Raw genomic sequence first — 22,111 nt, forward strand, 5'->3', positions numbered from 1 at the left:
AAAACTACAGCTAGGGGTGTGCCGGTTCCGCATCGGCCGGTGCTCCCCGCGGCGGGGCCTTGGGCAGCGGTTTACAGAGCAGAACAAAGATCATCGAGCAGCTGAGCATAATTGCGATGAGGTGGAACGCGTCGTTGTAGGCCATGATCGCGGCCTGTTGATGAACCTGGTTGCTTAGCAGTTGCAGCGCGCTCTGTTCGTTGCCCAATTGCTGGGTCAAAAGACGCATGCGCTCCTCAAACGCGGGGTTGCCGGGCGTGACGTATTCGCGCAGGAAGTCGAAGTAATACTTGGCGCGACTGTCGAGGATGGTCGCCAGCGCCGCGATGCCGATGGCGCCGCCCAAGTTGCGCAGGATGTTGTACAGACTGGACGCGGACCCAGCCTGAGACGGGGCGATCATGGCGGTTGCAATGATCGACATGGGTACCAGCACCATCGGTTGTCCGAAGGCGCGGAAGATCTGAATGGCGATAAACTGATCGCCTGCGAAGTCCAGATTCAGGCTGCCGCTGTAGAAGCTGGCGAAGGCGAACAAAAAGAACCCTGTGGCGCAGATCAACCGGGCGTCTACGAAGCGCATCAACACCGGTACCAGCGGAATGATCAACAGTTGGGGGATACCCATCCACATGATCACCTGGCCAATTTGCAGTGCGTTGTACTGCTGAATTTGCGCCAGATACACAGGCAGCACGAATACCGTGCCATAAAGCCCCACCCCGAGCCCGATGTTGGCCAGACTGCCGAGCATAAAGTTGCGATCCTTGAGCAGGCGCAAATTGACCAGCGGATTGTCTCGGGTGAGCTGAATAATGATGAAGCTGACGAGGCTGATAAAGCTGATCACGGCCAACGCGAGCATAAGGTTCGATTCGAGCCAGTCCTTGCGGTGGCCTTCCTCCAGAAACACCTGCAGGCAACCAAGGCCTACCGCCATAGTGACGATGCCGAGGTAGTCGCCCTGGCGCAGTAGCTCCCAGCGTGGCTGCGACTTGTCGAGGCCGTACATCAGGCCGGCGGCCATCAAAATCCCCGGGAATATATTGATGTAGAAAATGTATTCCCAGCCAAAATTTTCGGTCAGCCAACCGCCGATGGTCGGGCCTATTGAGGGGGCAAAGGTGGCGGTGATGGCGAACATTGCCATGCCCTTGGGCCGGGACGCTGGCGGCAGCTTGATCAGAATCAGGGTGAATGCAAACGGGATCAACGCGCCGCCAGCCAAACCTTGCAGGGCGCGAAAAACGATCATGCTTTCCAGGCTCCAGGCCATCGAGCACAGCAGCGAGGCGATGACAAAGATGGCGGAGATGGTCACCGCGAAGCGGCGGGGAGAAAAGATCGTCGTCAGCCACGCCGCGAGCGGAATGATGATGATCTCGGCCACCAGATAAGAGGTTGAAATCCAGGAACCTTCCTCTACGGTAGCTGACAATGCCCCCTGAATATCCTTCAGTGACGAGTTGATGATCTGGATATCAAGAATCGCCATGAAAGCGCCAAGAATGGCGCTGAGCAGCGCGATCCAGTCGCGCCTGCCCGGTGGTGGTATATCGTGGGCAGAGCCGACGTCAGTCACGCAGATCGACCTTGACGTGTACCGACATACCCGGACGGAGCAGGCCGGTCAGTGGGCTGTCACTGTCGATCACCAACTTCACCGGGATGCGTTGAACGACCTTGGTGAAGTTACCGGTGGCGTTATCCGGAGGCAGCAGGCTGAATTGCGCGCCGGACGCCGGAAACAGGCTCTGCAAGGTGCCCGTCACTGGTTGATCGGGGAAGGTGTCGAATAGCAGTTCGGCCTTGAGGCCTTCGTGCATTCGACTGATCTGGGTTTCCTTGAAGTTGGCTTTGATCCACAACTCGGTATCGGGCACGACTGCCAGCAGGTTGCTGCCGGGCGATACGTTCTGGCCGATACGCACATTGCGTTGGCCAATGCGACCGGCGATCGGAGCGCGTATTTCGGTGCGTTCAAGATCAAGCTGTGCCTGTCTGACTGCTGCTTCTGCTGCCTGGATCTGAGCGTCGAGTCGGGCAATATCTGCCGCCAGCGTATCTTTCGCCAGTTTCTGAGTCTGCAGGTCGGCCTGCGCCTTGCTGACCTGGGCGCGGGCAACTTCGAGCTGGGCGCGGAAGTTGCTCAGCTGTTCTTCCGAGGCGTAGCCGGATTGACGCAGGGGGGTAATACGCTTGATGTCCAGTTCAACCCGGCGCTGCTCGGCCTGACTGGCTTCAACGTTGGCCGATGCGGCGGCGATCAGGCTGTCCTGCTGGATAAGCCGTGACTGCGCCTGCTGTTGTTCGGCGCGGCGGGTTGCGAGGTTCGCGTTGGCTTCGGCGAGAGCGATTTCGAAATCGCGGGCATCGAGGCGCACCAGCAGGTCGCCCGGCACAACGGCCTGGTTGTCGTCGACCAGCACTTCAGTTACCTGCGCGGAGAGGCGGCTGGAGACGGGGGTAATGTCGCCTTGGACGTAGGCGTTGTCGGTTTCTTCGTAGAAACGGCCAATAAACCACCATTGGGCAACAGCGGCCGTGCCGGCGACGGCACAGATGAGGAGGAATACGAACAGGCGTGCTCTAACTCGGGCGGACATACCATATCTCAATTATTTTTCTGCCAGCACTCTAACACTGTTCCACTGAGTGCCGGAGGCGCTAGAATCTGGAAACTTTGTTGCAGCAGGGGAACAGTTAGCATGGGGCTGGATGATGCGTTGATCTTCACTCGAGTTGTCGAGTGCCACAGTTTTACCAGTGCGGCAGCGACATTGGGGATGCAGAAGTCAACGGTCAGTCGACGCATTGCTCAGCTTGAGGATCGCCTTGGCGTGCGCTTACTCAATCGCACGACGCGCAAACTGCGACTGACCGAAGTCGGGCAGGCCTACTACGAGCGGTGCCGCCAGATCATGCAGGAGTTCTCCGAGGCTGAGCAGGCCATCATGCAGCTTCAACGTGAGCCAACCGGTTTGCTGCGTGTCAGCTCTCCGATCGAGTTCGGGCAACTGTTTCTGGGCGGCGTGGTTGGCGAGTTCATGCGTTGCTACCCGGCGATCCAGGTAGAGGTCGAGCTGACAACACGCGCCGTCGATCCGGTTGAAGAGGGCGTCGATGTGGTCATTCATCTCGGGCGGCCCCAAGACTCCAGCCTGGTTGCGCGCCTGTTGATGACCAGTCCCCGTCAGCTTTACGCCAGTCCGGACTATATTCAGCGTCACGGCATGCCGAAAACACCGGAAGAATTGAGCAGTCATCGCTGTATTCATGCGTTGGTTGATGGTGCGCGGAAGTGGCATTTTGAGCAGCCGGCGCAGAGCGTCCCTATCAATCCGGTGTTGGTGGTAAACAACATCACCTTTGCGCGGGAGGCTGCGTTGGCAGGTGTTGGCATCATCAATGCGCCGGCTTTTATTGCCGAACCCTGCGTCGAGGCCGGGACGCTGGTTCGGGTGCTTGAGCAGACCGAGCTGCCGTCCAGTGAACTGCACGCCTTGTACCCTTCGCGGCGCTTTCAGGCGATGAAGGTCAAGGCGTTTATCGACTTCGTGGTGGAGCGGCTTGAGCTGCGTGCGTCGAGTCATATAGAGATCGAGGGCTAAGCCCTGATAAAATCCGTCGCTATCCTGTAGTCCGCCCCGGGTTTACCGGGCCGCCTGATCGAGAGAGTCCATGACTGTTCGTACCCGCATTGCGCCTTCCCCCACTGGTGACCCGCACGTCGGCACCGCCTACATTGCGTTGTTTAACCAGTGTTTCGCCCGCCAGCACGGTGGCCAGTTCATTCTGCGTATCGAAGATACCGATCAGGTGCGCTCCAGCGCTGCTTCCGAGAAGCAGATCCTCGACTCGCTGCGCTGGTTGGGGTTGGACTGGGACGAAGGTCCGGATGTAGGCGGCCCGCACGGCCCGTATCGCCAAAGCGAGCGCAGCGCGATTTACCATGAGCACAGTGAGGCGCTGATCGAGAAAGGACACGCATTCCGTTGCTTTTGCTCCAGCGAGCGTCTTGATGCGCTGCGTGCCGAGCAGATGGCGAACAAGCAGACGCCCGGCTATGACGGCCACTGCCTCAGCCTGAGCGCGGAAGAAGTGAGTGCGCGGGTTGCCGCTGGTGAGTCCCACGTTGTGCGCATGAAGGTGCCGAACGAGGGTATTTGCAAGGTTCAGGACATGCTGCGCGGGGAAATCGACATCCCGTGGGAGCAAGTCGATATGCAGGTGCTGATGAAGGCGGACGGCCTGCCAACATACCACCTGGCGAACGTGGTGGATGACCACCTGATGGGCATTACCCACGTGCTGCGTGGCGAGGAGTGGATCAACTCTGCGCCCAAGCATATCCTTCTGTATCAGTATTTTGGCTGGGACATGCCGCAGCTTTGCCACATGCCGCTGCTGCGTAACCCTGACAAGAGCAAACTGTCCAAGCGCAAAAATCCGACCAGCATTACGTTCTACGAGCGCATGGGCTATCTGCCGGAAGCGTTGCTGAACTATCTCGGTCGCATGGGCTGGTCGATGCCGGATGAGCGTGAAAAGTTTACCCTCGCCGAGATGGTCGAGCACTTTGATATTCAGCGTGTATCGCTCGGTGGCCCGATTTTCGATGTCGACAAACTGTCGTGGTTGAATGGGCAGTGGATTCGCGAGCTGTCGGAGGATCAGTTTGCAGCGGCGGTGCAGCAGTGGGCGTTGAACCCGGCTTACCTCAAGCCGATGATTTCGCTGGCGCAAACTCGGGTTGAAACCTTCAGCGACTTGCCGGGGCTGGTCGGGTTCTTCATGGCTGGTAAGGTTGATCCGGCGCCGGAGTTGTTTGTTCACAAGAAGCTGGATGCCGACGGCGTGCGCAAGGCGCTGCAGTTGCTGTTGTGGAAGCTCGAAGCCCTGCGTGACTGGGACAAAGACAACATCACCGAGGTGATTCAAGCGGTTGCGGCTTATCTGGAGTTGAAGCTGCGCGACCTGATGCCATTGCTGTTCCCGGCGATTACCGGTCAGGCAAGCTCGGTATCGGTGCTGGATGCGATGGCGCATCTGGGGCCGGATCTGACGCGTTATCGGCTGCGTCAGACTGTCGAGATGCTGGGTGGCACCTCCAAGAAAGAAAACAAGGCCTGGCAGAAAGAGCTGGAACAGATCTGATACCCAGGGCAGGGCGCGGCCCCCGCGCCCTGCGTGCCTTATGCTGTATTTTCATTTAAGTTGCTGTTTTGCGTAAATTTCTGTTGACAGTCCAAGGCGTCAATCTTAATATGCGCACCGTCCTTGAGACGGGGCTATAGCTCAGCTGGGAGAGCGCCTGCATGGCATGCAGGAGGTCAGCGGTTCGATCCCGCTTAGCTCCACCAAGTTTTTTTGGTCGACGTTCGCGTCGACCTGTTTTCTACACTGCTGAACAGATTCCAGCCTGTTCAGAGAAGGGTTTGCGTCCCCTTCGTCTAGTGGCCTAGGACACCGCCCTTTCACGGCGGTAACAGGGGTTCGAGTCCCCTAGGGGACGCCATTTTTACCGACATGTGAAAGCATGTCAGGGTCGCAAGACCTGGGGCTATAGCTCAGCTGGGAGAGCGCCTGCATGGCATGCAGGAGGTCAGCGGTTCGATCCCGCTTAGCTCCACCATTTAGAAGGGCCGGCGAATTCGCCGGCCTTTTTTTTCCCCGTTATTCCTCTGTCAGACAGTCCACCCGCCAGCGTCGCTCGCCATCGATCAGATCGTGGCGCAGGCCGTGTATGTCGTTACCAAAGCCGGGGAAGCGCGTTTCCAGGTCGATGGCTGCAGCCAGGTAAGCGGCGATGGTGTTGTCTGTCGGGAAGCGCTCGCCGGGCATGATGACCGGAATACCCGGCGGATACGGTACCAGCATGACGGCAGCAAGGCGGCCGCTGAGTTCGTCTATCGGAGTTGCTTCTACCTTGCCGCGTACCATCTGCTGATAGGCGTCGGCCGGTCGCAGAACCATGCAGGGCAGCTCGGTATACATGGCGCGCTGCAGGTGCACCAGAGCGTGCTGCTTATAGCATTGATGCAGTTGCTGGCACAGGTCGCGTAATCCGAGATTGGTGTACTCAGGGCGCTGGGCGAGTCCGGGTAGCGTGGTGTCGAGTGGTGCGTTCTGGTCGTAAAGGCGTTTGAATTCGCGTAGCTCCGACAGCAGGGTGCTCCATTTGCCTTTGGTGATGCCGAGCGAGAATAGAATCAAAAATGAATACAGGCCGGTTTTCTCCACCACCAGGCCGCGGTCAGCGAGGAAGCGAGTCACGATAGCGGCCGGAATACCACTTTTGGCCAGTCGGCCTTGCTCCTCAACGCCGGGAGTCAGCAGGCTTACCTTAATCGGGTCAAGCAGGGCGTAATCATCGGCCATTGCGCCGAAGCCGTGCCACTGGGCGTCGCTGTCGAGCGTCCAGTCATGCGCGCTCAGTGAGTCGGCAGCCAATGCCTGCTCGGGTTCCCAAACGTCAAACCACCACTCGTCCTCATCCATCTGCTCCGCCGTTTGTTGCATGGCGCGGCGGAAGGATAAAGCTTCGTCCAGGGTTTCCTGTACCAGTGACTCGCCCGCTGGGCCGGCCATCATGCCGGTGGCAACGTCGATCGAGGCGATCATGCCGTAATGCGGCGAGGTCGAGGTGTGCATCATGTACGCCTCGTTAAAGCGCTCGCTGTCGAGTTGTTGGTCGGCGCTGTCGCGGGCGAGGATGATCGAGGCTTGAGAGAGGGCTGCAAGCACCTTGTGGGGCGATTGGGTGGCAAATACCAGTGGGTGGCCGCTGCGCCTCGGGCGAGCGCGGCTCATGCCATGACGGCCCTGGTAGAAGGGGTGGAAGGCGGCATAGCCGTACCAGGCCTCGTCGAAGTGCAGTACGTCGACGCGGTCACGGAGTTGGTCGGCGACCATCTCGGTATTGTAGCAGAGGCCGTCGTAAGTCGAGTTGGTCAGTACGGCAAGGCGGATGCGCGGGCTGTCGCTGCCGCCCTGCAGTAAAGGATATTCGGCGATCAGCTTGTCCAGGTTGTCGCTGCTGAAGCTGTTGCGGCTGATCGGGCCAATAATGCCGTAGTCGTTTCGCGATCCGGTCAGATAAATCGGAATGGCGCCGGTCATGATGATCGCGTGCAGGATGGATTTATGGCAGTTGCGGTCGACCAGTACGAGGTCGTCACGGGTGACGTAGGCGTGCCAGATAATCTTGTTTGAGGTTGAGGTTCCGTTGACGACGTAAAACGCGTGATCAGCGCCGAATACCCGGGCGGTATTGGTCTCAGCTTCGGCGACGGGGCCGGTGTGATCGAGTAATGAGCCGAGCCCCGGTACTGAAACCGACAGATCCGAGCGCAGGGTATTTTCGCCAAAGAAATCGTGAAAGGCACGGCCGACCGGGCTCTTGCGGAAGGCAACGCCGCCGCCGTGACCGGGTGAGTGCCAGGAGTAGCTAGCGCGGCTGCTGTAATCCAGTAGCGCTTTAAAAAAGGGTGGTAGCAGTTGTCCGAGATAGCTGCGCGCAGTGCGGGCAATCTGTCCGGCAATGAAGGGCAAAGTGTCTTCGAACAAATAGATTATGCCGCGTATCTGGTGCAGCTCGCGCAGGGCTGACAGAAGCTCTGGGTCAATCGTTTGGCGGGTGGTCAGCGCCATGATCGGCAGCTCTGGCGAGCGGCAGTGGGCGGCCTCGAACAGCGCTTGAACCTCGTTGATGTCGCTCAGCGCCTCCGGAGTGAAAAGGATGCATGACAGGCCTCGATGAGCTTCGGCAATCAGTCTGCCTTCCTCTAACTGCTCGGCGCCCAGTACCTGAAGGCCCTCGCTGGCGATGGCATCAAACAGCGCGGCGAGCTGACGGCCGGCGACGTTGCTCTGGCCGATTGCTGGGTGAATGACGAGAATCGGGAAATTCAGCTGTTTGAACATAACGCATCCCTGGTTGCGGCGGTTGTACTCAGCCTAATGCAGGTTCCCTGGCTTTGCATGGTGTGGTCGGGGCTGTGCGCGTGTCTTTGTAGTACCATCGGGCATCAAACCGCTTTAAGCCCGCTGCCAAGGAGATGCACGCTTGTGAATTGGGATCTGCCAACCCCCTTTACCCAGCCTATAACCGTAATGCCAGAGGATATCGACGAGCTTGGGCATGCCAACAACGCGGTCTATGTCCGTTGGCTGGAGCGCTGCGCCTGGCAGCATTCCAATTCGCTAGGGTTGGGGCTGGTCGAGTATCGGGAGTTGGATCGCGCGATGGCCGTGGTGCGACACGAGATCGACTATCTGGCTTCAGCTTATGAGGGTGATGAGCTGGAGATGGCAACCTGGATCATCAGCTGGGACGGCAAGCTGCGCATGACGCGTCACTTTCAGCTGTGTCGCAAGCGTGATGGATTGACGCTGCTGCGTGCGCGTACGACCTTTGTCTGTATCGAGCTGTCGACGGGGCGGCCCAAGCGTATGCCTGAGGCGTTTATCGAGGGTTATCGTCAGGGTATGACGGAGACCCCTGAAGGTTTCTGAGGAAACCCGGCGCTCAGCGCCGGGTTGTGGTGCTTAGCGGTACTCGCACAGATAGGCGGTGTCGCGCTCGACCTTCAGGTTGAAGCGGCTGTTGGCTGGTACGGTGAACTGGTCGCCGGCGTTGTAGGTGTTCCACTCGTCGCTGTCCGGCAGCTTGACGGTCAGGGCGCCGTTGATGACGTGCATGATTTCCAGCTGGCTGGTGCCGAATTCGTACTCGCCGGGAGCCATTACGCCAACGGTGGCCGCGCCTTCCGGTTGCTTGAATGCGATTGAGGCAACCTGACCATCGAAATACTGATTTACCTGAAACACGCGCAATACTCCTGCAGATGAAAGGGCGCTCATTATGCCGAGGGCCGATCTGTCGGGCAATTGCGTCGCTGTGGGTTTGAATATTCGGACGCCCTGAGATTGGGCGTTCGCGGATAACGAGGTGTGCTATGGCAAGTGTCGCGTTTGTCGGTCTGGGTGTTATGGGGTATCCCATGGCGGGGCATCTGCAGCGCGCAGGGCACGAGGTCACGGTGTATAACCGGACGACGGCGAAGGCCGAGCGCTGGGTTCAGGAATACGGTGGTAAATCTGCGGGTACTCCGGCCGCGGCGGCTGAGGGGCGGGACTTTGTGCTGATGTGCGTAGGTAACGACGATGACCTGCGTGAAGTGGTCTGCGGCGACCAGGGCGTGTTTGCCGGGTCGCACAAAGGGCAGGTGGTTGTGGATCATACGACCGCGTCAGCTGGTGTTGCGCGTGAGTTGGCAGGGGCGGCTCGGGAGCTGGGTGTCGGCTTTCTGGATGCGCCCGTTTCGGGCGGCCAGGCAGGGGCGGAAAAGGGGCAATTGACCATCATGGTCGGTGGTGATGAGTCTGTATTCGACCTTGCGAGACCTGTCTTGAGTGCCTATTCCAAGATGCTTCGCCATATGGGGGCGGCTGGCAGCGGGCAGTTGACCAAGATGGTGAACCAGATCTGCATTGCCGGCTTGCTACAGGGGTTGTCCGAGGCGATGCACTTTGCCCAGCGCGCGGGTCTGGATGGTGAAGCGGTTGTTTCGGTCATCAGTAAGGGTGCTGCTCAGTCTTGGCAGATGGAAAATCGCTACAAAACCATGCTCGACGGCGAGTTTGATTTTGGCTTTGCGGTCGACTGGATGCGTAAGGACTTCTCTATTGTGCTGGAGGAGGCGCGGCGCAATGGTGCGCAGTTGCCGGTAACTGCGCTGGTCGATCAGTTCTATGCTGACGTGCAGGCGATGGGTGGTGGGCGCTGGGATACGTCGAGTCTGATTGCCCGTTTGCAGAAGGGCGATTGATGGAGTGTCGAGCAGAGTGCGGTGCTTGCTGTACGGCGCCGTCAATTACCTCGCCGATTCCAGGCATGCCTGGCGGCAAGCCCGCAGGTGTGCCCTGCATTCAATTATTGCCTGATATGCGTTGCGCGATTTTTGGTTCGCCTGAGCGCCCGGCGGTTTGTGCGGGTTTCCTCCCTGAGGTGAGTGTGTGTGGCAGCACGCGTGCCGATGCGCTGCGGATTATCGGTTGGTTGGAGTCGGAGACGGGTGGGGCTTAACTTCCCTGTAAGCGCCTGCTGCGGCGGTGCAGGGCGACGCCGAAGACGTTGACGGCCAGTCCCAGCATGACCAGTAGAGCGCCTAGAAGCTGCATCGCATTGAGGTTTTCGCCCAGTATCAGGCTTGATGAGCTGAGGCCTATCACGGGAACGAGCATGGTGAACGGCGCTACCTGGCCTGCCGGGTAGCGGGACAGGAGCCGGCTCCAGAGACTGTAGCCAATCAGCGTTGCGCCGAATGCGAGATAAATCAGGGCGAAAATCGCGGTTCCGCTGACGTGTGAAAGCGCCTGGCTTATCTGTTGTGGGCCTTCGAGCCAGAGCGACATTGCCATAAACGGAATCGGCGGGACCGGGCTGCCCCAAACCACCAGGCTGGTCAGGTTGACGTTTCCGACTTGTTTGGTGATGACGTTGCCGCAGGCCCACATGAGGGCCGCGCACAGCGTCAGAATCAGCCCGGTCGTTGTCATGCTGGAGCCACTCTGAACGCCGATCAGCAGGAGGCCTGCTGCGGCGACAAGCAGGCCCGCAAGGTTGTGGGCTTTGATTCTTTCGCTCAGTACTGCGGCAGCGAGCATCAAGGTGAAAAAGGCTTGTGACTGCAGTGCAAGGGATGCCAGTCCGGCGGGCATACCGTTTGCCATGGCGCTGAACAGGAAAGCGAATTGGCCGAAGGAAATGGTCATCCCGTAGGCGATCAGCCAGCGCAGAGGGATGCGCGGGCGGGGGATGAAAAACACCGCCGGAAAGGCGGCGAGCGTGAACCGCAGGGCGCCGAGCAGCATTGGCGGCAAGCTGTCGAGGCCTAGCTTGATGACAACGAAGTTAAGCCCCCACAACACGATGACTGCGAGTGCGCGGAACAGATCGTTCAGGGGCATTGGTGGGGGGCTCGTGTGTTTGGCTGAGAGGCTATCCAATCACGAAAATCTGCTCCGCAAGCCATACAGTCAGGCGCTGTTTGAGCTAAACAGTTGAGGGTGTGCAAAAAAAATCCCCGCACATGGCGGGGATTTTTTTGACTCGCAGCAGCGATTACTTGGAAGGGTAGTCGCGCTGGGTTGAGCCGGTGTACAGCTGGCGCGGACGGCCGATCTTGTACGGACCGCTGATCATCTCGTTCCAGTGCGCAATCCAGCCCGGGGTGCGGCCGGTGGCAAAGATAACGGTGAACATTTCGGTCGGAATGCCGATCGCCTTCAGGATGATGCCGGAGTAGAAGTCGACGTTCGGGTACAGGTTGCGCTCTTTGAAGTAGGGATCGTTGCGCGCAATCTCTTCCAGCTTCATGGCCAGTTCCAGCTGCGGGTCGTTAATGCCCAGCTCGGCCAGAACTTCGTCGCAGGTCTGTTTCATGACCTTGGCGCGCGGGTCGAAGTTCTTGTAAACGCGGTGACCGAAGCCCATCAGCTTGAACGGGTCATCTTTATCCTTCGCCTTGGCGACGAACTTCTCGATGTTCGATACATCACCGATTTCATCCAGCATGCGCAGAACGGCTTCGTTGGCGCCGCCGTGTGCCGGTCCCCACAGCGCGGCAATACCGGCTGCGATACAGGCGAACGGGTTGGCGCCGGAGGAGCCGGCCAGGCGCACGGTAGAGGTAGATGCGTTCTGCTCGTGGTCAGCATGCAGGACGAAGATGCGATCCATTGCGCGCGCCAGCACCGGGCTGATCTTCTTCTCTTCACATGGGGTGTTGAACATCATGTGCAGGAAGTTTTCGGAGTAGCTCAGGTCGTTGCGCGGGTACATCATGGGTTGACCCATGGAGTACTTGTAGACCATCGCGGCCAGGGTCGGCATCTTGGCGATTAGGCGAATTGCAGAGATTTCGCGGTGGTGCGGATCGTTGATGTCCAGTGAGTCGTGGTAGAAGGCGGAGAGCGCGCCGACAACGCCACACATGATGGCCATCGGGTGAGCGTCGCGGCGGAAGCCGTTGAAGAAGTTCTTCAGTTGCTCGTGAACCATGGTGTGGTTCTTGATGGTGTTGTCGAATTTGACTTTCTCTTCCGCGTTGGGCAGTTCGCCCTTCAGCAGCAGGTAGCAGGTTTCCAGGAAGTCGGATTTTTCTGCCAGCTGGTCGATCGGGTAGCCGCGGTGCAGGAGTACACCTTTGTCGCCGTCGATATAGGTGATCTTGGATTCACAGGACGAGGTGGCCATGAAGCCTGGATCAAAGGTGAACACACCTTGGGCGGTCAAGCCGCGTACGTCCACAACATCGGGGCCCATGGTCCCGGAATAGACTGGCAGCTCGATGGGGGCCGCGCCCTCGATGATCAACTGCGCCTTTTTGTCAGCCATTGATGGCCTCCTGTTTTGCTGTATCGAAAAGGTGACCCCCCACGCAGGGCCCGCATCACTATAAGGTGATAAATCGGTTTGTCAATTGTGCGGATAGTGAAAGGAAATGAGGTCAATTAAAAGCTTTAATTGCAAGCACTTTGTGCGCAGGGGGTAGACTTTGCACCGCGGAAACAGAGCGTTTCCCGCTGGTTGTTCCGTTGTAATCAATGGTCTAAGTCACTATACTCCTTGACCGGCAAAGTGACCCGCAGGGCTTCGCCAGAAGCTGCTGGGGCGGGTCATTAAAGGTGTCACAGTACGCCTTCCTATAATCCAGCCCTGTCCACAGGGCCCTGAGTGTGAATATAGCCGTGAATAGCAAACGACCCGTCAACCTTGACCTCAGGACAATCAAGCTTCCTGTAACCGCGTACACGTCCATTTTGCATCGCATTTCTGGCGTGATTCTGTTCGTCGCAATCGCTGCGCTGCTCTGGATGCTCGACACCTCTCTCAGTTCCGAGAGCGGGTTTGAGCAAATCAAGAGCTGCCTGGCTAACCCGCTGGCCAAGCTGGTCATCTGGGGCATTCTTTCTGCGCTTCTTTACCACCTCATTGCTGGTGTTCGTCACCTAGTAATGGATGCTGGTATCGGTGAAGGGCTGGAAAGCGGCAAGCGTGGTTCGCAGGTAGTAATCGTGGTTTCCGCCATCGTGATTGTTCTTCTGGGGGTGTGGATATGGTAACGAATGTCACCAACCTGTCTCGCAGCGGTCTGTATGACTGGATGGCGCAACGCGTCTCCGCTGTAGTACTTGCTGCCTATGTGTTGTTTCTGCTCGGCTATTTGATTTGCAATCCCGGGCTGACCTTTGCCGATTGGCAGGGGCTGTTTGCCCAGAGCTGGATGCGCATTTTCAGCCTGCTGACTTTGGTCGCACTTAGTGTGCATGCATGGGTGGGGATGTGGACCATCTCTACCGATTACCTGACTCCCATGGCCCTCGGCAAGTCTGCCACTGTTGTCCGCTTCCTGTTCCAGGCGGTCTGCGGTCTGGTCATGTTCGTACTTTTCGTCTGGGGCGTGCAGATTCTCTGGGGTAACTAAATGTCTAACATTCGCACACTGACTTTTGATGCCATCATTGTAGGTGGTGGTGGTGCCGGCATGCGCGCTGCACTGCAGCTGGCTCAAGGTGGTCACAAGACCGCTGTTGTAACCAAGGTATTCCCGACTCGCTCGCACACCGTATCGGCCCAGGGTGGTATCACCTGCGCCATCGCTTCTGCCGATCCGAATGATGATTGGCGCTGGCACATGTACGACACCGTCAAAGGTTCCGATTACATCGGTGACCAGGACGCAATCGAGTACATGTGTTCCGTTGGCCCGGAAGCGGTCTTCGAGCTTGAGCACATGGGTCTGCCGTTCTCCCGTACTGAAACCGGCCGCATCTATCAGCGTCCGTTCGGCGGTCAGTCCAAAGGTCCGGATAACCCGACTCAGGCAGCCCGTACCTGTGCTGCTGCTGACCGTACCGGTCACGCTCTGCTGCACACGCTGTATCAGAACAACGTCAAGCACAACACCTCGTTCCTGAACGAGTGGTATGCCGTTGATCTGGTGAAGAACCAGGATGGCGCTGTTGTCGGTGTTATTGCCATCTGCATTGAAACCGGCGAGACCGTCTACATCCGTGCCAAGGCCACCGTTCTGGCTACCGGTGGCGCTGGTCGTATCTACGCTTCTACCACTAACGCTCTGATCAACACCGGTGACGGTGTAGGTATGGCCCTGCGTGCTGGCGTGCCGGTGCAGGACATCGAAATGTGGCAATTCCACCCGACCGGTATCGCCGGCGCTGGTGTACTGGTTACCGAAGGCTGCCGTGGTGAAGGTGGTTACCTGATCAACGCGCACGGCGAGCGTTTCATGGAGCGTTATGCTCCGAACGCGAAAGACCTGGCTGGTCGCGACGTTGTTGCGCGCTCCATGGTCAAGGAAATTCTGGCCGGCAACGGCGTTGGTCCTAACAAGGATCACGTACTGCTGAAGCTGGATCACCTGGGTGAAGAAGTGCTGCACAGCCGCCTGCCGGGTATCTGTGAACTGTCCAAGACCTTCGCTCACGTTGACCCGGTAACCGCTCCGGTTCCGGTTGTACCGACCTGTCACTACATGATGGGTGGTGTTGCCACCAATATTCATGGTCAGGCAATCACCCAAGACGCTAACGGCAACGACAAGATCGTCGAAGGTCTGTTCGCGGTTGGCGAAGTGGCTTGCGTATCTGTCCATGGTGCGAACCGCCTGGGCGGTAACTCGCTGCTCGATCTGGTTGTATTCGGTCGTGCTGCTGGCCTGCACCTGGAATCTGCTCTGAAGGAAGGTATCGAGTACCGCGGTGCCTCCGAGTCCGACATCGACGCTTCTCTGGCCCGCCTGTCCGGCCTGAACGAGCGCACCACCGGCGAAGATGTTGCGCCGCTGCGTAAAGAGCTGCAGAGCTGCATGCAGAACTACTTCGGTGTATTCCGTACCGGTGAATACATGCAGAAGGGTATTGCTCAGCTGGCTGATCTGCGTGAGCGCATCGCCAACGTCAAGATCGATGACAAGAGCCAAGCGTTCAACACCGCGCGTATCGAAGCACTGGAACTGCAGAACCTGCTTGAAGTGGCTGAAGCCACCGCGATTGCAGCTGAAGCCCGCAAGGAAAGCCGCGGTGCCCACGCTCGTGAAGACTACGAAGATCGCGATGACGAAAACTGGCTGTGCCACAGCCTGTACATGCCCGAAACCAAGCAGCTCAACAAGCGCGCAGTTAACTTCGCGCCCAAGACTGTTCCGGCGTTCCAACCTAAAGTACGTACTTACTAAGGGTGACCGATATGTTGCAAGTGAGTGTTTATCGTTACAACCCGGAGAGCGACAACGCCCCGTACATGCAGGATTTTCAGGTTGATACCGACGGCAAGGACATCATGGTTCTTGACGTGCTGGCCCTGATCAAGGAACAAGATGGTGGTTTCTCCTACCGCCGTTCCTGCCGCGAGGGTGTATGTGGCTCCGATGGCATGAACATCAACGGCAAAAACGGCCTGGCGTGCATCACTCCGCTGTCTGCTGTGGTCAAGAACAACAAGCTTGTTCTGCGTCCGCTGCCTGGTTTGCCAGTAATTCGTGACTTGGTTGTAGATATGAGCATCTTCTACAAGCAGTACGAAAAAGTTCAGCCGTATCTGCAAAACGACACGCCGGCGCCCGCTATCGAGCGTCTGCAGTCACCCGAAGAGCGGGAAAAGCTGGATGGCCTGTACGAGTGTATTCTCTGTGCATGCTGTTCCACTTCCTGTCCTTCTTTCTGGTGGAACCCGGACAAGTTTATTGGCCCGGCCGGTCTGCTGCAGGCTTACCGCTTCCTGGCGGACAGCCGCGATGAAAAGACCGACGAGCGTCTGGCTTCCCTGGATGATCCGTTCAGCGTATTCCGCTGCCGCGGCATCATGAACTGCGTGAATGTGTGCCCGAAGGGTCTGAACCCGACCCGCGCTATTGGTCACATCCGCAACATGCTGCTGCAAAGTGGTACCTGATCGGCTGAAATTGCATTAAGTTGGCCTGTGCCGGCTCCTGCCATAGGGAGCCGGACAGTTTTTTAACGAATCGCACGCCCAAAAAGCAGCGATTTGTATGTACCTAAACCAGCAGGGGCACTCGGGTAACACCCGAACTATCTGTCGGGGCCGGCAATTTTCCGTTCAACGGGATAGGTGGCGGCAGGATTAGAGGCAGCGACACTGCCGCTAGTCAACGCCAGCAGTTTCGCGCGGATGGTTGAGTCTTCAAGTGACTCGCCAATTAATGGTCTTAGCGCCAGGTGGTGTCCCCTTATAGAGGGTGACCAAGCATGCCAGACAGCGTAATGCAGCAGCTGTGGAGCACCTCTCACCTTGATGGTGGGAATGCGTCCTATGTTGAAGAGCTTTATGAGCTCTACCTGCAAGATCCGAACAGTGTTTCCGAAGAGTGGCGAAGCTATTTCCAGAAGCTGCCGCAGGTAAACGGTCACGCCGGTTCGGACGTTCCTCACTCCGCGATCCGCGATCACTTCCTCCTTCTCGCCAAGAGCAATCGTCGTCCGCAGGCTGTCAGCGGTGGCACGGTCAGTAGCGAGCACGAAAAGAAGCAGATTGATGTCCTGCGCCTGATTCAGGCTTACCGGATGCGAGGCCATCAGGCTTCCAATCTCGACCCCTTGGGGCTTTGGAAGCGCGAAGAGATCGTCGATCTGACCCTGGCCGACTACGGTCTGACCGATGCCGACCTGGACACCGTATTCCGTACCGGCGAGATGCATATCGGTAAGGATGAGGCGACGCTGCGTGAAATTCTGGAAGCGCTGAAGTCCACCTACTGCTCGACCTTCGGGGCCGAGTACATGCACATCGTCGACTCGACTCAGCGTCGCTGGTTCCAGCAGCGCATGGAGAGTGTGCGTGGCAAGCCGCAGCTCGGAGCAGACACCAAGCGTCATTTGCTTGAGCGTCTGACTGCAGCGGAAGGTCTGGAAAAATATCTTGGCACCAAGTACCCGGGCACCAAGCGTTTTGGTGTGGAAGGTGGCGAGAGCTTGATCCCCATGCTGGACGAGATTATTCAGCGCTCCGGCTCGTACGGCACCCAGGAAGTTGTGCTTGGCATGGCACACCGTGGTCGCCTGAACGTACTGGTCAACACCCTCGGCAAGAACCCCCGTGACCTGTTCGACGAGTTCGAAGGCAAGAAGAAGGTCGACATGGGCTCAGGTGACGTGAAGTACCACCAGGGCTTCTCGTCCAACGTCATGACTTCCGGTGGTGAAGTTCACCTTGCGCTGGCATTCAACCCGTCGCACCTGGAGATCGTCTCTCCCGTGGTTGAGGGCTCTGTACGCGCTCGCCAGGATCGTCGCCTGGACGTAACCGGCGACAAAGTTCTGCCGATCAGCATTCATGGCGACGCGGCGTTCGCGGGCCAGGGTGTGGTCATGGAGACATTCCAGATGTCCCAGACCCGCGCTTACAAGACCGGTGGCACCATCCACATCGTCATCAACAACCAGGTTGGTTTCACCACCAGCCGTCAGGACGATGCGCGCTCCACCGAGTATTGCACCGACGTCGCCAAGATGATTCAGGCGCCGATCTTCCACGTCAACGGTGACGATCCGGAAGCAGTGCTGTTCGTGACTCAGCTGGCTGTTGATTACCGCATGCAGTTCAAGCGTGACGTTGTCATCGACATGGTCTGCTACCGTCGTCGTGGTCACAACGAAGCCGACGAGCCGTCCGGCACCCAACCGCTGATGTATGAAGTAATCACCAAGCACGCAACTACTCGCGAACTGTACGCTGAGCGCTTGGTCGCTGAGGGCGTGCTGAGCAAGGAAGATGTGCAGGATTACTTCGAGGAATACCGCAACGCGCTGGACAACGGCGACCACGTGGTCAAGAGCCTGGTCAAAGAGCCTGATAGCAGCTCGTTCGTTGACTGGACACCGTACCTGAACCACAAGTGGACTGCCCGTCACGACACCAGCTTTGACCTGAAAACCCTGCAGGAGCTGGCTAATCGCCTGACCGATCTGCCGGATGGTCTGGTATTGCAGCGTCAGGTTGGCAAGATCGTTGAAGACCGTCGCAAGATGGCCGCTGGCGCGCTTGCTCTGAACTGGGGCTTCGCGGAAACCATGGCCTACGCCACGCTGCTGCACGAAGGTCACCCCGTGCGCATCACTGGTCAGGACGTTGGCCGCGGTACCTTCTCGCACCGCCACGCTGTGCTGCACAGCCAGAACGATGGTCGCGCCTATGTGCCGCTGCGCAAGCTGAGCGATAACCAGCCGCGTTTCGATATCTACGACTCCTTCCTCTCGGAGGAAGCTGTACTGGCCTTCGAATACGGTTACGCGACCACCACGCCGAACGCGCTGGTGATCTGGGAAGCCCAGTTTGGTGACTTCTTCAACGGCGCTCAGGTTGTGGTCGACCAGTTCATCACCAGTGGCGAGCACAAGTGGGGGCGTCTGTGTGGTCTGACCATGTTGCTGCCGCACGGTTATGAAGGGCAGGGCCCAGAGCACTCGTCTGCGCGTCTTGAGCGCTTCCTGCAGTTGAGCGCCGAGCACAACATTCAAGTGTGTGTGCCGTCTACCCCGGCTCAGGTTTATCACATGCTGCGCCGTCAGGTAATCCGTCCGCTGCGTAAGCCGCTGATCGCTCTGACTCCGAAGTCGCTGCTGCGCCACAAGCTGGCTACCTCAACACTGGAAGAGCTGGCCGAAGGGTCCTTCCAGACCGTGATCCCCGAGATTGATGCAATCGATCCGAAGAAGGTGGATCGCGTGATCATGTGTAGCGGCAAGGTCTACTACGACCTGCTGGAGAAGCGTCGCAACGAAGAGCTGGACAACACCGTTGTGGTTCGCATCGAGCAGCTGTATCCGTTCCCTGAGGACGATCTGGCTGAAGCGCTGGCACCGTACAAGAATCTGAAGAAGATTGTCTGGTGTCAGGAAGAGCCGATGAACCAGGGTGCCTGGTACTGCAGCCAGCATCACATGCGTCGGGTCGTTGCTCAGCACAAGACCAAGAATCTGTATCTGGACTACGCTGGACGTGAGGCTTCTGCCGCGCCTGCCTGCGGCCATCCTTCCATGCACGCTGAACAGCAGGAAAAACTCCTGCAAGACGCCTTTACCGTCTGAGCTACGCCAGACAACAGAGATTAATAAGGATCGACAATGGCTATTGAAATCAAAGCCCCTACTTTTCCGGAATCGGTTGCTGACGGCACTGTTGCCACTTGGCACAAACAGCCTGGCGATGCGGTAAAGCGCGACGAGCTGCTGGTAGATATCGAGACCGACAAGGTTGTAATGGAAGTACTGGCAGAAGCTGACGGTGTAATGGGCGATATCGCCAAAGCCGAAGGTGATACCGTATTGAGCGGTGAAGTGCTGGGCACCCTGAAAGCGGGTGAAACCGCTGCTGCGCCGGCTGCCAAGCCGGCCGCCGCTGCTGCAGAGGCAGAACCTGCTGCTGCAGAAGAAGCTGGCGAAGAGCCGCTGCTGTCGCCAGCTGCACGCAAGCTGGCTGAAGAGAACGGCCTGGCCGCCTCTGATATTGCGGGTACTGGTAAGGGCGGTCGCGTGACCAAGGAAGATGTTCTGAACGCTATCGAAGCGAAGAAGAACGCACCCGCTGCTCCGGCCGCGAAACCTGCCGCCGCTGCGCCTGCTGCTGCCGTTGCGCTGGGCGAGGGCGATCGCGTTGAGAAGCGTGTGCCTATGACCCGCCTGCGTGCTCGTATCGCCGAGCGCCTGGTTGATGCTCAGTCCAGCATGGCGATGCTGACCACGTTCAACGAGGTCAACATGAAGCCGGTCATGGACCTGCGCAGCAAGTACAAAGATCTGTTCGAGAAGAAGCACAACGGCGTTCGTCTGGGCTTTATGTCCTTCTTCGTCAAGGCTGCTACTGAAGCGCTGAAGCGCTATCCGGCAGTTAACGCCTCTATCGATGGCAACGACATCGTTTACCACGGCTACCAGGACATCGGCGTTGCCGTATCCAGCGACCGCGGCCTGGTTGTGCCGATCCTGCGCAACACCGAGCACATGGGCCTGGCTGATATTGAAGGCACCATTGCTGACTACGGTCGCAAGGCGCGTGACGGCAAGCTGACCATGGAAGAGATGACTGGCGGTACCTTCACCATCTCTAACGGCGGCGTATTTGGTTCGCTGGTTTCCACGCCGATCGTCAACCCGCCACAAGCAGCCATTCTGGGTATGCACAAGATCCAGGAGCGTCCGATGGCGGTCAACGGTCAGGTTGTTATCCTGCCGATGATGTATCTGGCGCTGTCCTACGATCACCGTCTGATCGATGGCAAGGAAGCGGTGAGCTTCCTGGTTGCGATCAAGGACCTGCTGGAAGACCCGGCTCGTCTGTTGCTGGACGTTTGATCGGTAACACGGGTTTTCAGCAGTAGATTACTCGCCCGGCACCTAGTGCCGGGCTCCGCTTTGAGTTCTGCTGCCAACAGAGGATTTGCTCATGAGTCAGAAATACGATGTGGTAGTTATCGGCGCGGGCCCCGGCGGTTACGTTGCAGCCATCCGCGCAGCACAGCTGGGTCTGAAGACCGCCTGTATCGAGAAGTATGTTGGCAAGGACGGCAAGAACGCCCTTGGCGGTACCTGCCTTAACGTTGGCTGTATTCCTTCCAAGGCGCTGCTGGACAGCACCTGGAAGTACCACGAGGCCAAAGAGGGTTACAAGGTCCATGGCATCGACGTCAAAGGCATCAGCATGGATGTCCCGGCGATGGTCGAGCGCAAGGACAAGATCGTCAAGCAGTTCAGCGGCGGCGTTGCCACTCTGTTCAAAGCCAATGGCGTGACCAGCATTGAAGGCCACGGCAAGCTGCTGGCTGGCAAGAAAGTGGAAGTGACCGCGCCGGATGGCACCGTCACTGTGTTGGAGGCTGAAAACGTCATCCTCGCGTCAGGTTCCGTGCCGATCAACATCCCGCCGGCTCCGCTGACTGACGACATCATTGTTGACTCTACTGGTGCCCTGGACTTCACCGCTGTGCCCAAGAAACTGGGTGTCATCGGCGCCGGTGTTATCGGTCTGGAGCTCGGCTCCGTGTGGCGCCGTCTGGGCGCTGAAGTGGTCGTATTCGAAGCACTGGATTCCTTCCTGAGCCTGGCCGATGAGCAGGTCGCGAAGGAAGCCCTGAAGACCTTCACCAAGCAGGGTCTCCAGGTTCGTCTGGGTGCACGTGTGACCGGTACCGAAATCAAGCGCAAGCAGGTCACCGTGTCCTTTACCGACAGCGAAGGCGAGCAGCAGCTGACGTTTGACAAGCTGATCGTTGCGGTTGGCCGTCGTCCTTACACTGAGAACCTGCTGGCTTCTGATTGCGGTGTCGACCTCGACGAGCGCGGAATGGTCTATGTCGACGACTACTGCGCGACCAGCGTACCGGGCGTTTACGCCGTTGGTGACATGGTTCGCGGCCCGATGCTGGCCCACAAGTCGTCAGAAGAGGGCGTGATGGTCGCCGAGCGCATCGCTGGCCACAAGGCTGCGATGAACTACGATCTGATCCCGTCGGTTATCTATACCCACCCGGAAATCGCATGGGTCGGCAAGAACGAGAAACAGCTGAAGGCCGAAGGTGTTGAGTTCAATGTCGGTGTCTTCCCGTTTGCTGCCAGCGGCCGCGCGGTTGCTGCCAACGACACCGGCGGTTTCGTCAAGATGATTGCCGATGCCAAGACCGATCGCGTTCTCGGCGTTCATGTTATTGGCCCGAGCGCTGCGGAGCTGGTTCAGCAGGGCGCCATCGCAATGGAATTCGGCACTAGTGCTGAAGATCTGGGCATGATGGTGTTCTCGCACCCGACGCTGTCCGAGGCGCTGCATGAAGCCGCACTGGCCGTAAATGGTCACGCAATTCATGTCGCCAACCGTAAGAAGCGTTAATATAGCGCGCTGACCCGACGGTCGCGATGCGACAGTCGGGTCGACGGCGCAGCTAAAAGGACAACTTTGGCCGAGAAATCGGCCAGGCCACGATAGGGTGGTCAGCCGTGTTGCCGGATGCCGGTTTGCCCGTCACGAGCCCGTTGAGAAGGGCGAGTGCAGGCAGCAGGGCATGTAAAGGATGAG

At 58.3% G+C, this 22,111-nt stretch carries 18 protein-coding genes and 3 tRNA genes; 15 read left to right on the forward strand and 6 right to left on the reverse strand.

All coding sequences use genetic code 11. From position 1 onward, the window contains the following. Positions 1 to 10 precede the first annotated feature (10 nt). Positions 11 to 1,582 carry a DHA2 family efflux MFS transporter permease subunit gene (locus AAFM31_RS02120; RefSeq protein ID WP_341706244.1) on the reverse strand — a complete coding sequence of 524 codons (1,572 nt, stop codon included), beginning with the start codon at positions 1,580 to 1,582 and terminating at the stop codon, positions 11 to 13. After that, a complete protein-coding gene (locus AAFM31_RS02125; protein WP_341706245.1) occupies positions 1,575 to 2,606 on the reverse strand; it encodes an HlyD family secretion protein in 1,032 nt (343 codons plus the stop codon). Before AAFM31_RS02125 ends, AAFM31_RS02120 begins: the two co-directional genes overlap by 8 nt. Before the next feature lie 102 nt (positions 2,607 to 2,708). Here AAFM31_RS02125 and AAFM31_RS02130 point away from each other — a divergent pair, with 102 nt between their 5' ends. From AAFM31_RS02130 to AAFM31_RS02150, 5 genes are all read left to right on the forward strand, one after another. After that, on the forward strand, positions 2,709 to 3,611 hold the full coding sequence (locus tag AAFM31_RS02130; protein WP_341706246.1) for a LysR family transcriptional regulator: 903 nt from the start codon (positions 2,709 to 2,711) through the stop codon (positions 3,609 to 3,611). A gap of 70 nt (positions 3,612 to 3,681) precedes the next feature. Then, positions 3,682 to 5,157: a glutamate--tRNA ligase gene (gltX, locus tag AAFM31_RS02135; RefSeq protein ID WP_341706247.1), complete on the forward strand. Its 1,476-nt coding sequence runs from the start codon at positions 3,682 to 3,684 to the stop codon at positions 5,155 to 5,157. 130 nt (positions 5,158 to 5,287) lie between these two features. Next, a tRNA-Ala gene (locus tag AAFM31_RS02140) sits at positions 5,288 to 5,363 on the forward strand. Positions 5,364 to 5,442: 79 nt separating this feature from the next. After that, positions 5,443 to 5,518: transfer RNA gene (locus tag AAFM31_RS02145), tRNA-Glu, on the forward strand. Positions 5,519 to 5,559: 41 nt separating this feature from the next. Further along, positions 5,560 to 5,635, forward strand: a tRNA-Ala gene (locus AAFM31_RS02150). A 41-nt stretch (positions 5,636 to 5,676) separates the two neighbouring features. Here the strand turns inward: AAFM31_RS02150 and AAFM31_RS02155 are convergent. Beyond that, positions 5,677 to 7,926, reverse strand: a complete 2,250-nt coding sequence (locus AAFM31_RS02155; protein WP_341706248.1) for an Orn/Lys/Arg decarboxylase N-terminal domain-containing protein — start codon at positions 7,924 to 7,926, stop codon at positions 5,677 to 5,679. 144 nt (positions 7,927 to 8,070) lie between these two features. Between AAFM31_RS02155 and AAFM31_RS02160 the strand changes: the two genes are divergently transcribed. Beyond that, the gene (locus tag AAFM31_RS02160; RefSeq protein WP_341706249.1) at positions 8,071 to 8,517 is read left to right on the forward strand and encodes a thioesterase family protein; all 447 of its coding nucleotides are present in this window, start codon (positions 8,071 to 8,073) and stop codon (positions 8,515 to 8,517) included. 33 nt (positions 8,518 to 8,550) lie between these two features. On the opposite strand, the gene AAFM31_RS02165 is transcribed toward AAFM31_RS02160, so the two are convergent. Then, entirely contained in the window at positions 8,551 to 8,832 is a 282-nt protein-coding gene (locus AAFM31_RS02165; protein ID WP_341706250.1) for a pyrimidine/purine nucleoside phosphorylase, read from the reverse strand. A 113-nt stretch (positions 8,833 to 8,945) separates the two neighbouring features. On the opposite strand from AAFM31_RS02165, the gene AAFM31_RS02170 reads away from it, so the two are divergent. Further along, positions 8,946 to 9,833, forward strand: coding sequence for an NAD(P)-dependent oxidoreductase (locus tag AAFM31_RS02170; RefSeq protein WP_341706399.1), 888 nt, complete (start codon positions 8,946 to 8,948; stop codon positions 9,831 to 9,833). After that, positions 9,833 to 10,090 carry a YkgJ family cysteine cluster protein gene (locus AAFM31_RS02175; RefSeq protein ID WP_341706251.1) on the forward strand — a complete coding sequence of 86 codons (258 nt, stop codon included), beginning with the start codon at positions 9,833 to 9,835 and terminating at the stop codon, positions 10,088 to 10,090. Before AAFM31_RS02170 ends, AAFM31_RS02175 begins: the two co-directional genes overlap by 1 nt. Here the strand turns inward: AAFM31_RS02175 and AAFM31_RS02180 are convergent. Together AAFM31_RS02180 and gltA are read right to left on the reverse strand one after the other, a co-directional pair. After that, positions 10,087 to 10,974 (reverse strand): EamA family transporter, encoded by an 888-nt coding sequence (locus tag AAFM31_RS02180; protein ID WP_341706252.1) that lies wholly within the window; start codon positions 10,972 to 10,974, stop codon positions 10,087 to 10,089. The genes AAFM31_RS02175 and AAFM31_RS02180 overlap by 4 nt on opposite strands. A 154-nt stretch (positions 10,975 to 11,128) precedes the next feature. Then, entirely contained in the window at positions 11,129 to 12,403 is a 1,275-nt protein-coding gene (gene gltA / locus AAFM31_RS02185; protein WP_341706253.1) for a citrate synthase, read from the reverse strand. Positions 12,404 to 12,744: 341 nt separating this feature from the next. Between gltA and sdhC the strand changes: the two genes are divergently transcribed. The 7 genes from sdhC to lpdA all read left to right on the forward strand — a co-directional run bounded on the left by sdhC (position 12,745) and on the right by lpdA (position 21,925). After that, complete coding sequence (gene sdhC, locus AAFM31_RS02190) at positions 12,745 to 13,131, forward strand: succinate dehydrogenase, cytochrome b556 subunit (protein ID WP_341706254.1); 387 nt, start codon at positions 12,745 to 12,747, stop codon at positions 13,129 to 13,131. After that, positions 13,125 to 13,493: a succinate dehydrogenase, hydrophobic membrane anchor protein gene (gene sdhD, locus AAFM31_RS02195; RefSeq protein WP_104738496.1), complete on the forward strand. Its 369-nt coding sequence runs from the start codon at positions 13,125 to 13,127 to the stop codon at positions 13,491 to 13,493. The genes sdhC and sdhD overlap by 7 nt, the downstream gene beginning before the upstream one ends. Then, positions 13,494 to 15,266, forward strand: a complete 1,773-nt coding sequence (gene sdhA / locus AAFM31_RS02200; RefSeq protein ID WP_341706255.1) for a succinate dehydrogenase flavoprotein subunit — start codon at positions 13,494 to 13,496, stop codon at positions 15,264 to 15,266. A gap of 11 nt (positions 15,267 to 15,277) precedes the next feature. Next, positions 15,278 to 15,982, forward strand: coding sequence for a succinate dehydrogenase iron-sulfur subunit (locus AAFM31_RS02205; protein WP_341706256.1), 705 nt, complete (start codon positions 15,278 to 15,280; stop codon positions 15,980 to 15,982). Between the two features lie 314 nt (positions 15,983 to 16,296). Then, positions 16,297 to 19,134: a 2-oxoglutarate dehydrogenase E1 component gene (locus AAFM31_RS02210; RefSeq protein ID WP_341706257.1), complete on the forward strand. Its 2,838-nt coding sequence runs from the start codon at positions 16,297 to 16,299 to the stop codon at positions 19,132 to 19,134. Positions 19,135 to 19,170: 36 nt separating this feature from the next. Further along, the gene (gene odhB, locus AAFM31_RS02215; RefSeq protein WP_341706258.1) at positions 19,171 to 20,397 is read left to right on the forward strand and encodes a 2-oxoglutarate dehydrogenase complex dihydrolipoyllysine-residue succinyltransferase; all 1,227 of its coding nucleotides are present in this window, start codon (positions 19,171 to 19,173) and stop codon (positions 20,395 to 20,397) included. A 91-nt stretch (positions 20,398 to 20,488) separates the two neighbouring features. Continuing rightward, complete coding sequence (gene lpdA / locus AAFM31_RS02220) at positions 20,489 to 21,925, forward strand: dihydrolipoyl dehydrogenase (protein WP_341706259.1); 1,437 nt, start codon at positions 20,489 to 20,491, stop codon at positions 21,923 to 21,925. The last annotated feature ends 186 nt before the right edge of the window (positions 21,926 to 22,111 follow it).

The sequence above is a fragment of the Halopseudomonas sp. genome (assembly GCF_038130085.1).
Classification (GTDB): Bacteria; Pseudomonadota; Gammaproteobacteria; order Pseudomonadales; family Pseudomonadaceae; genus Halopseudomonas.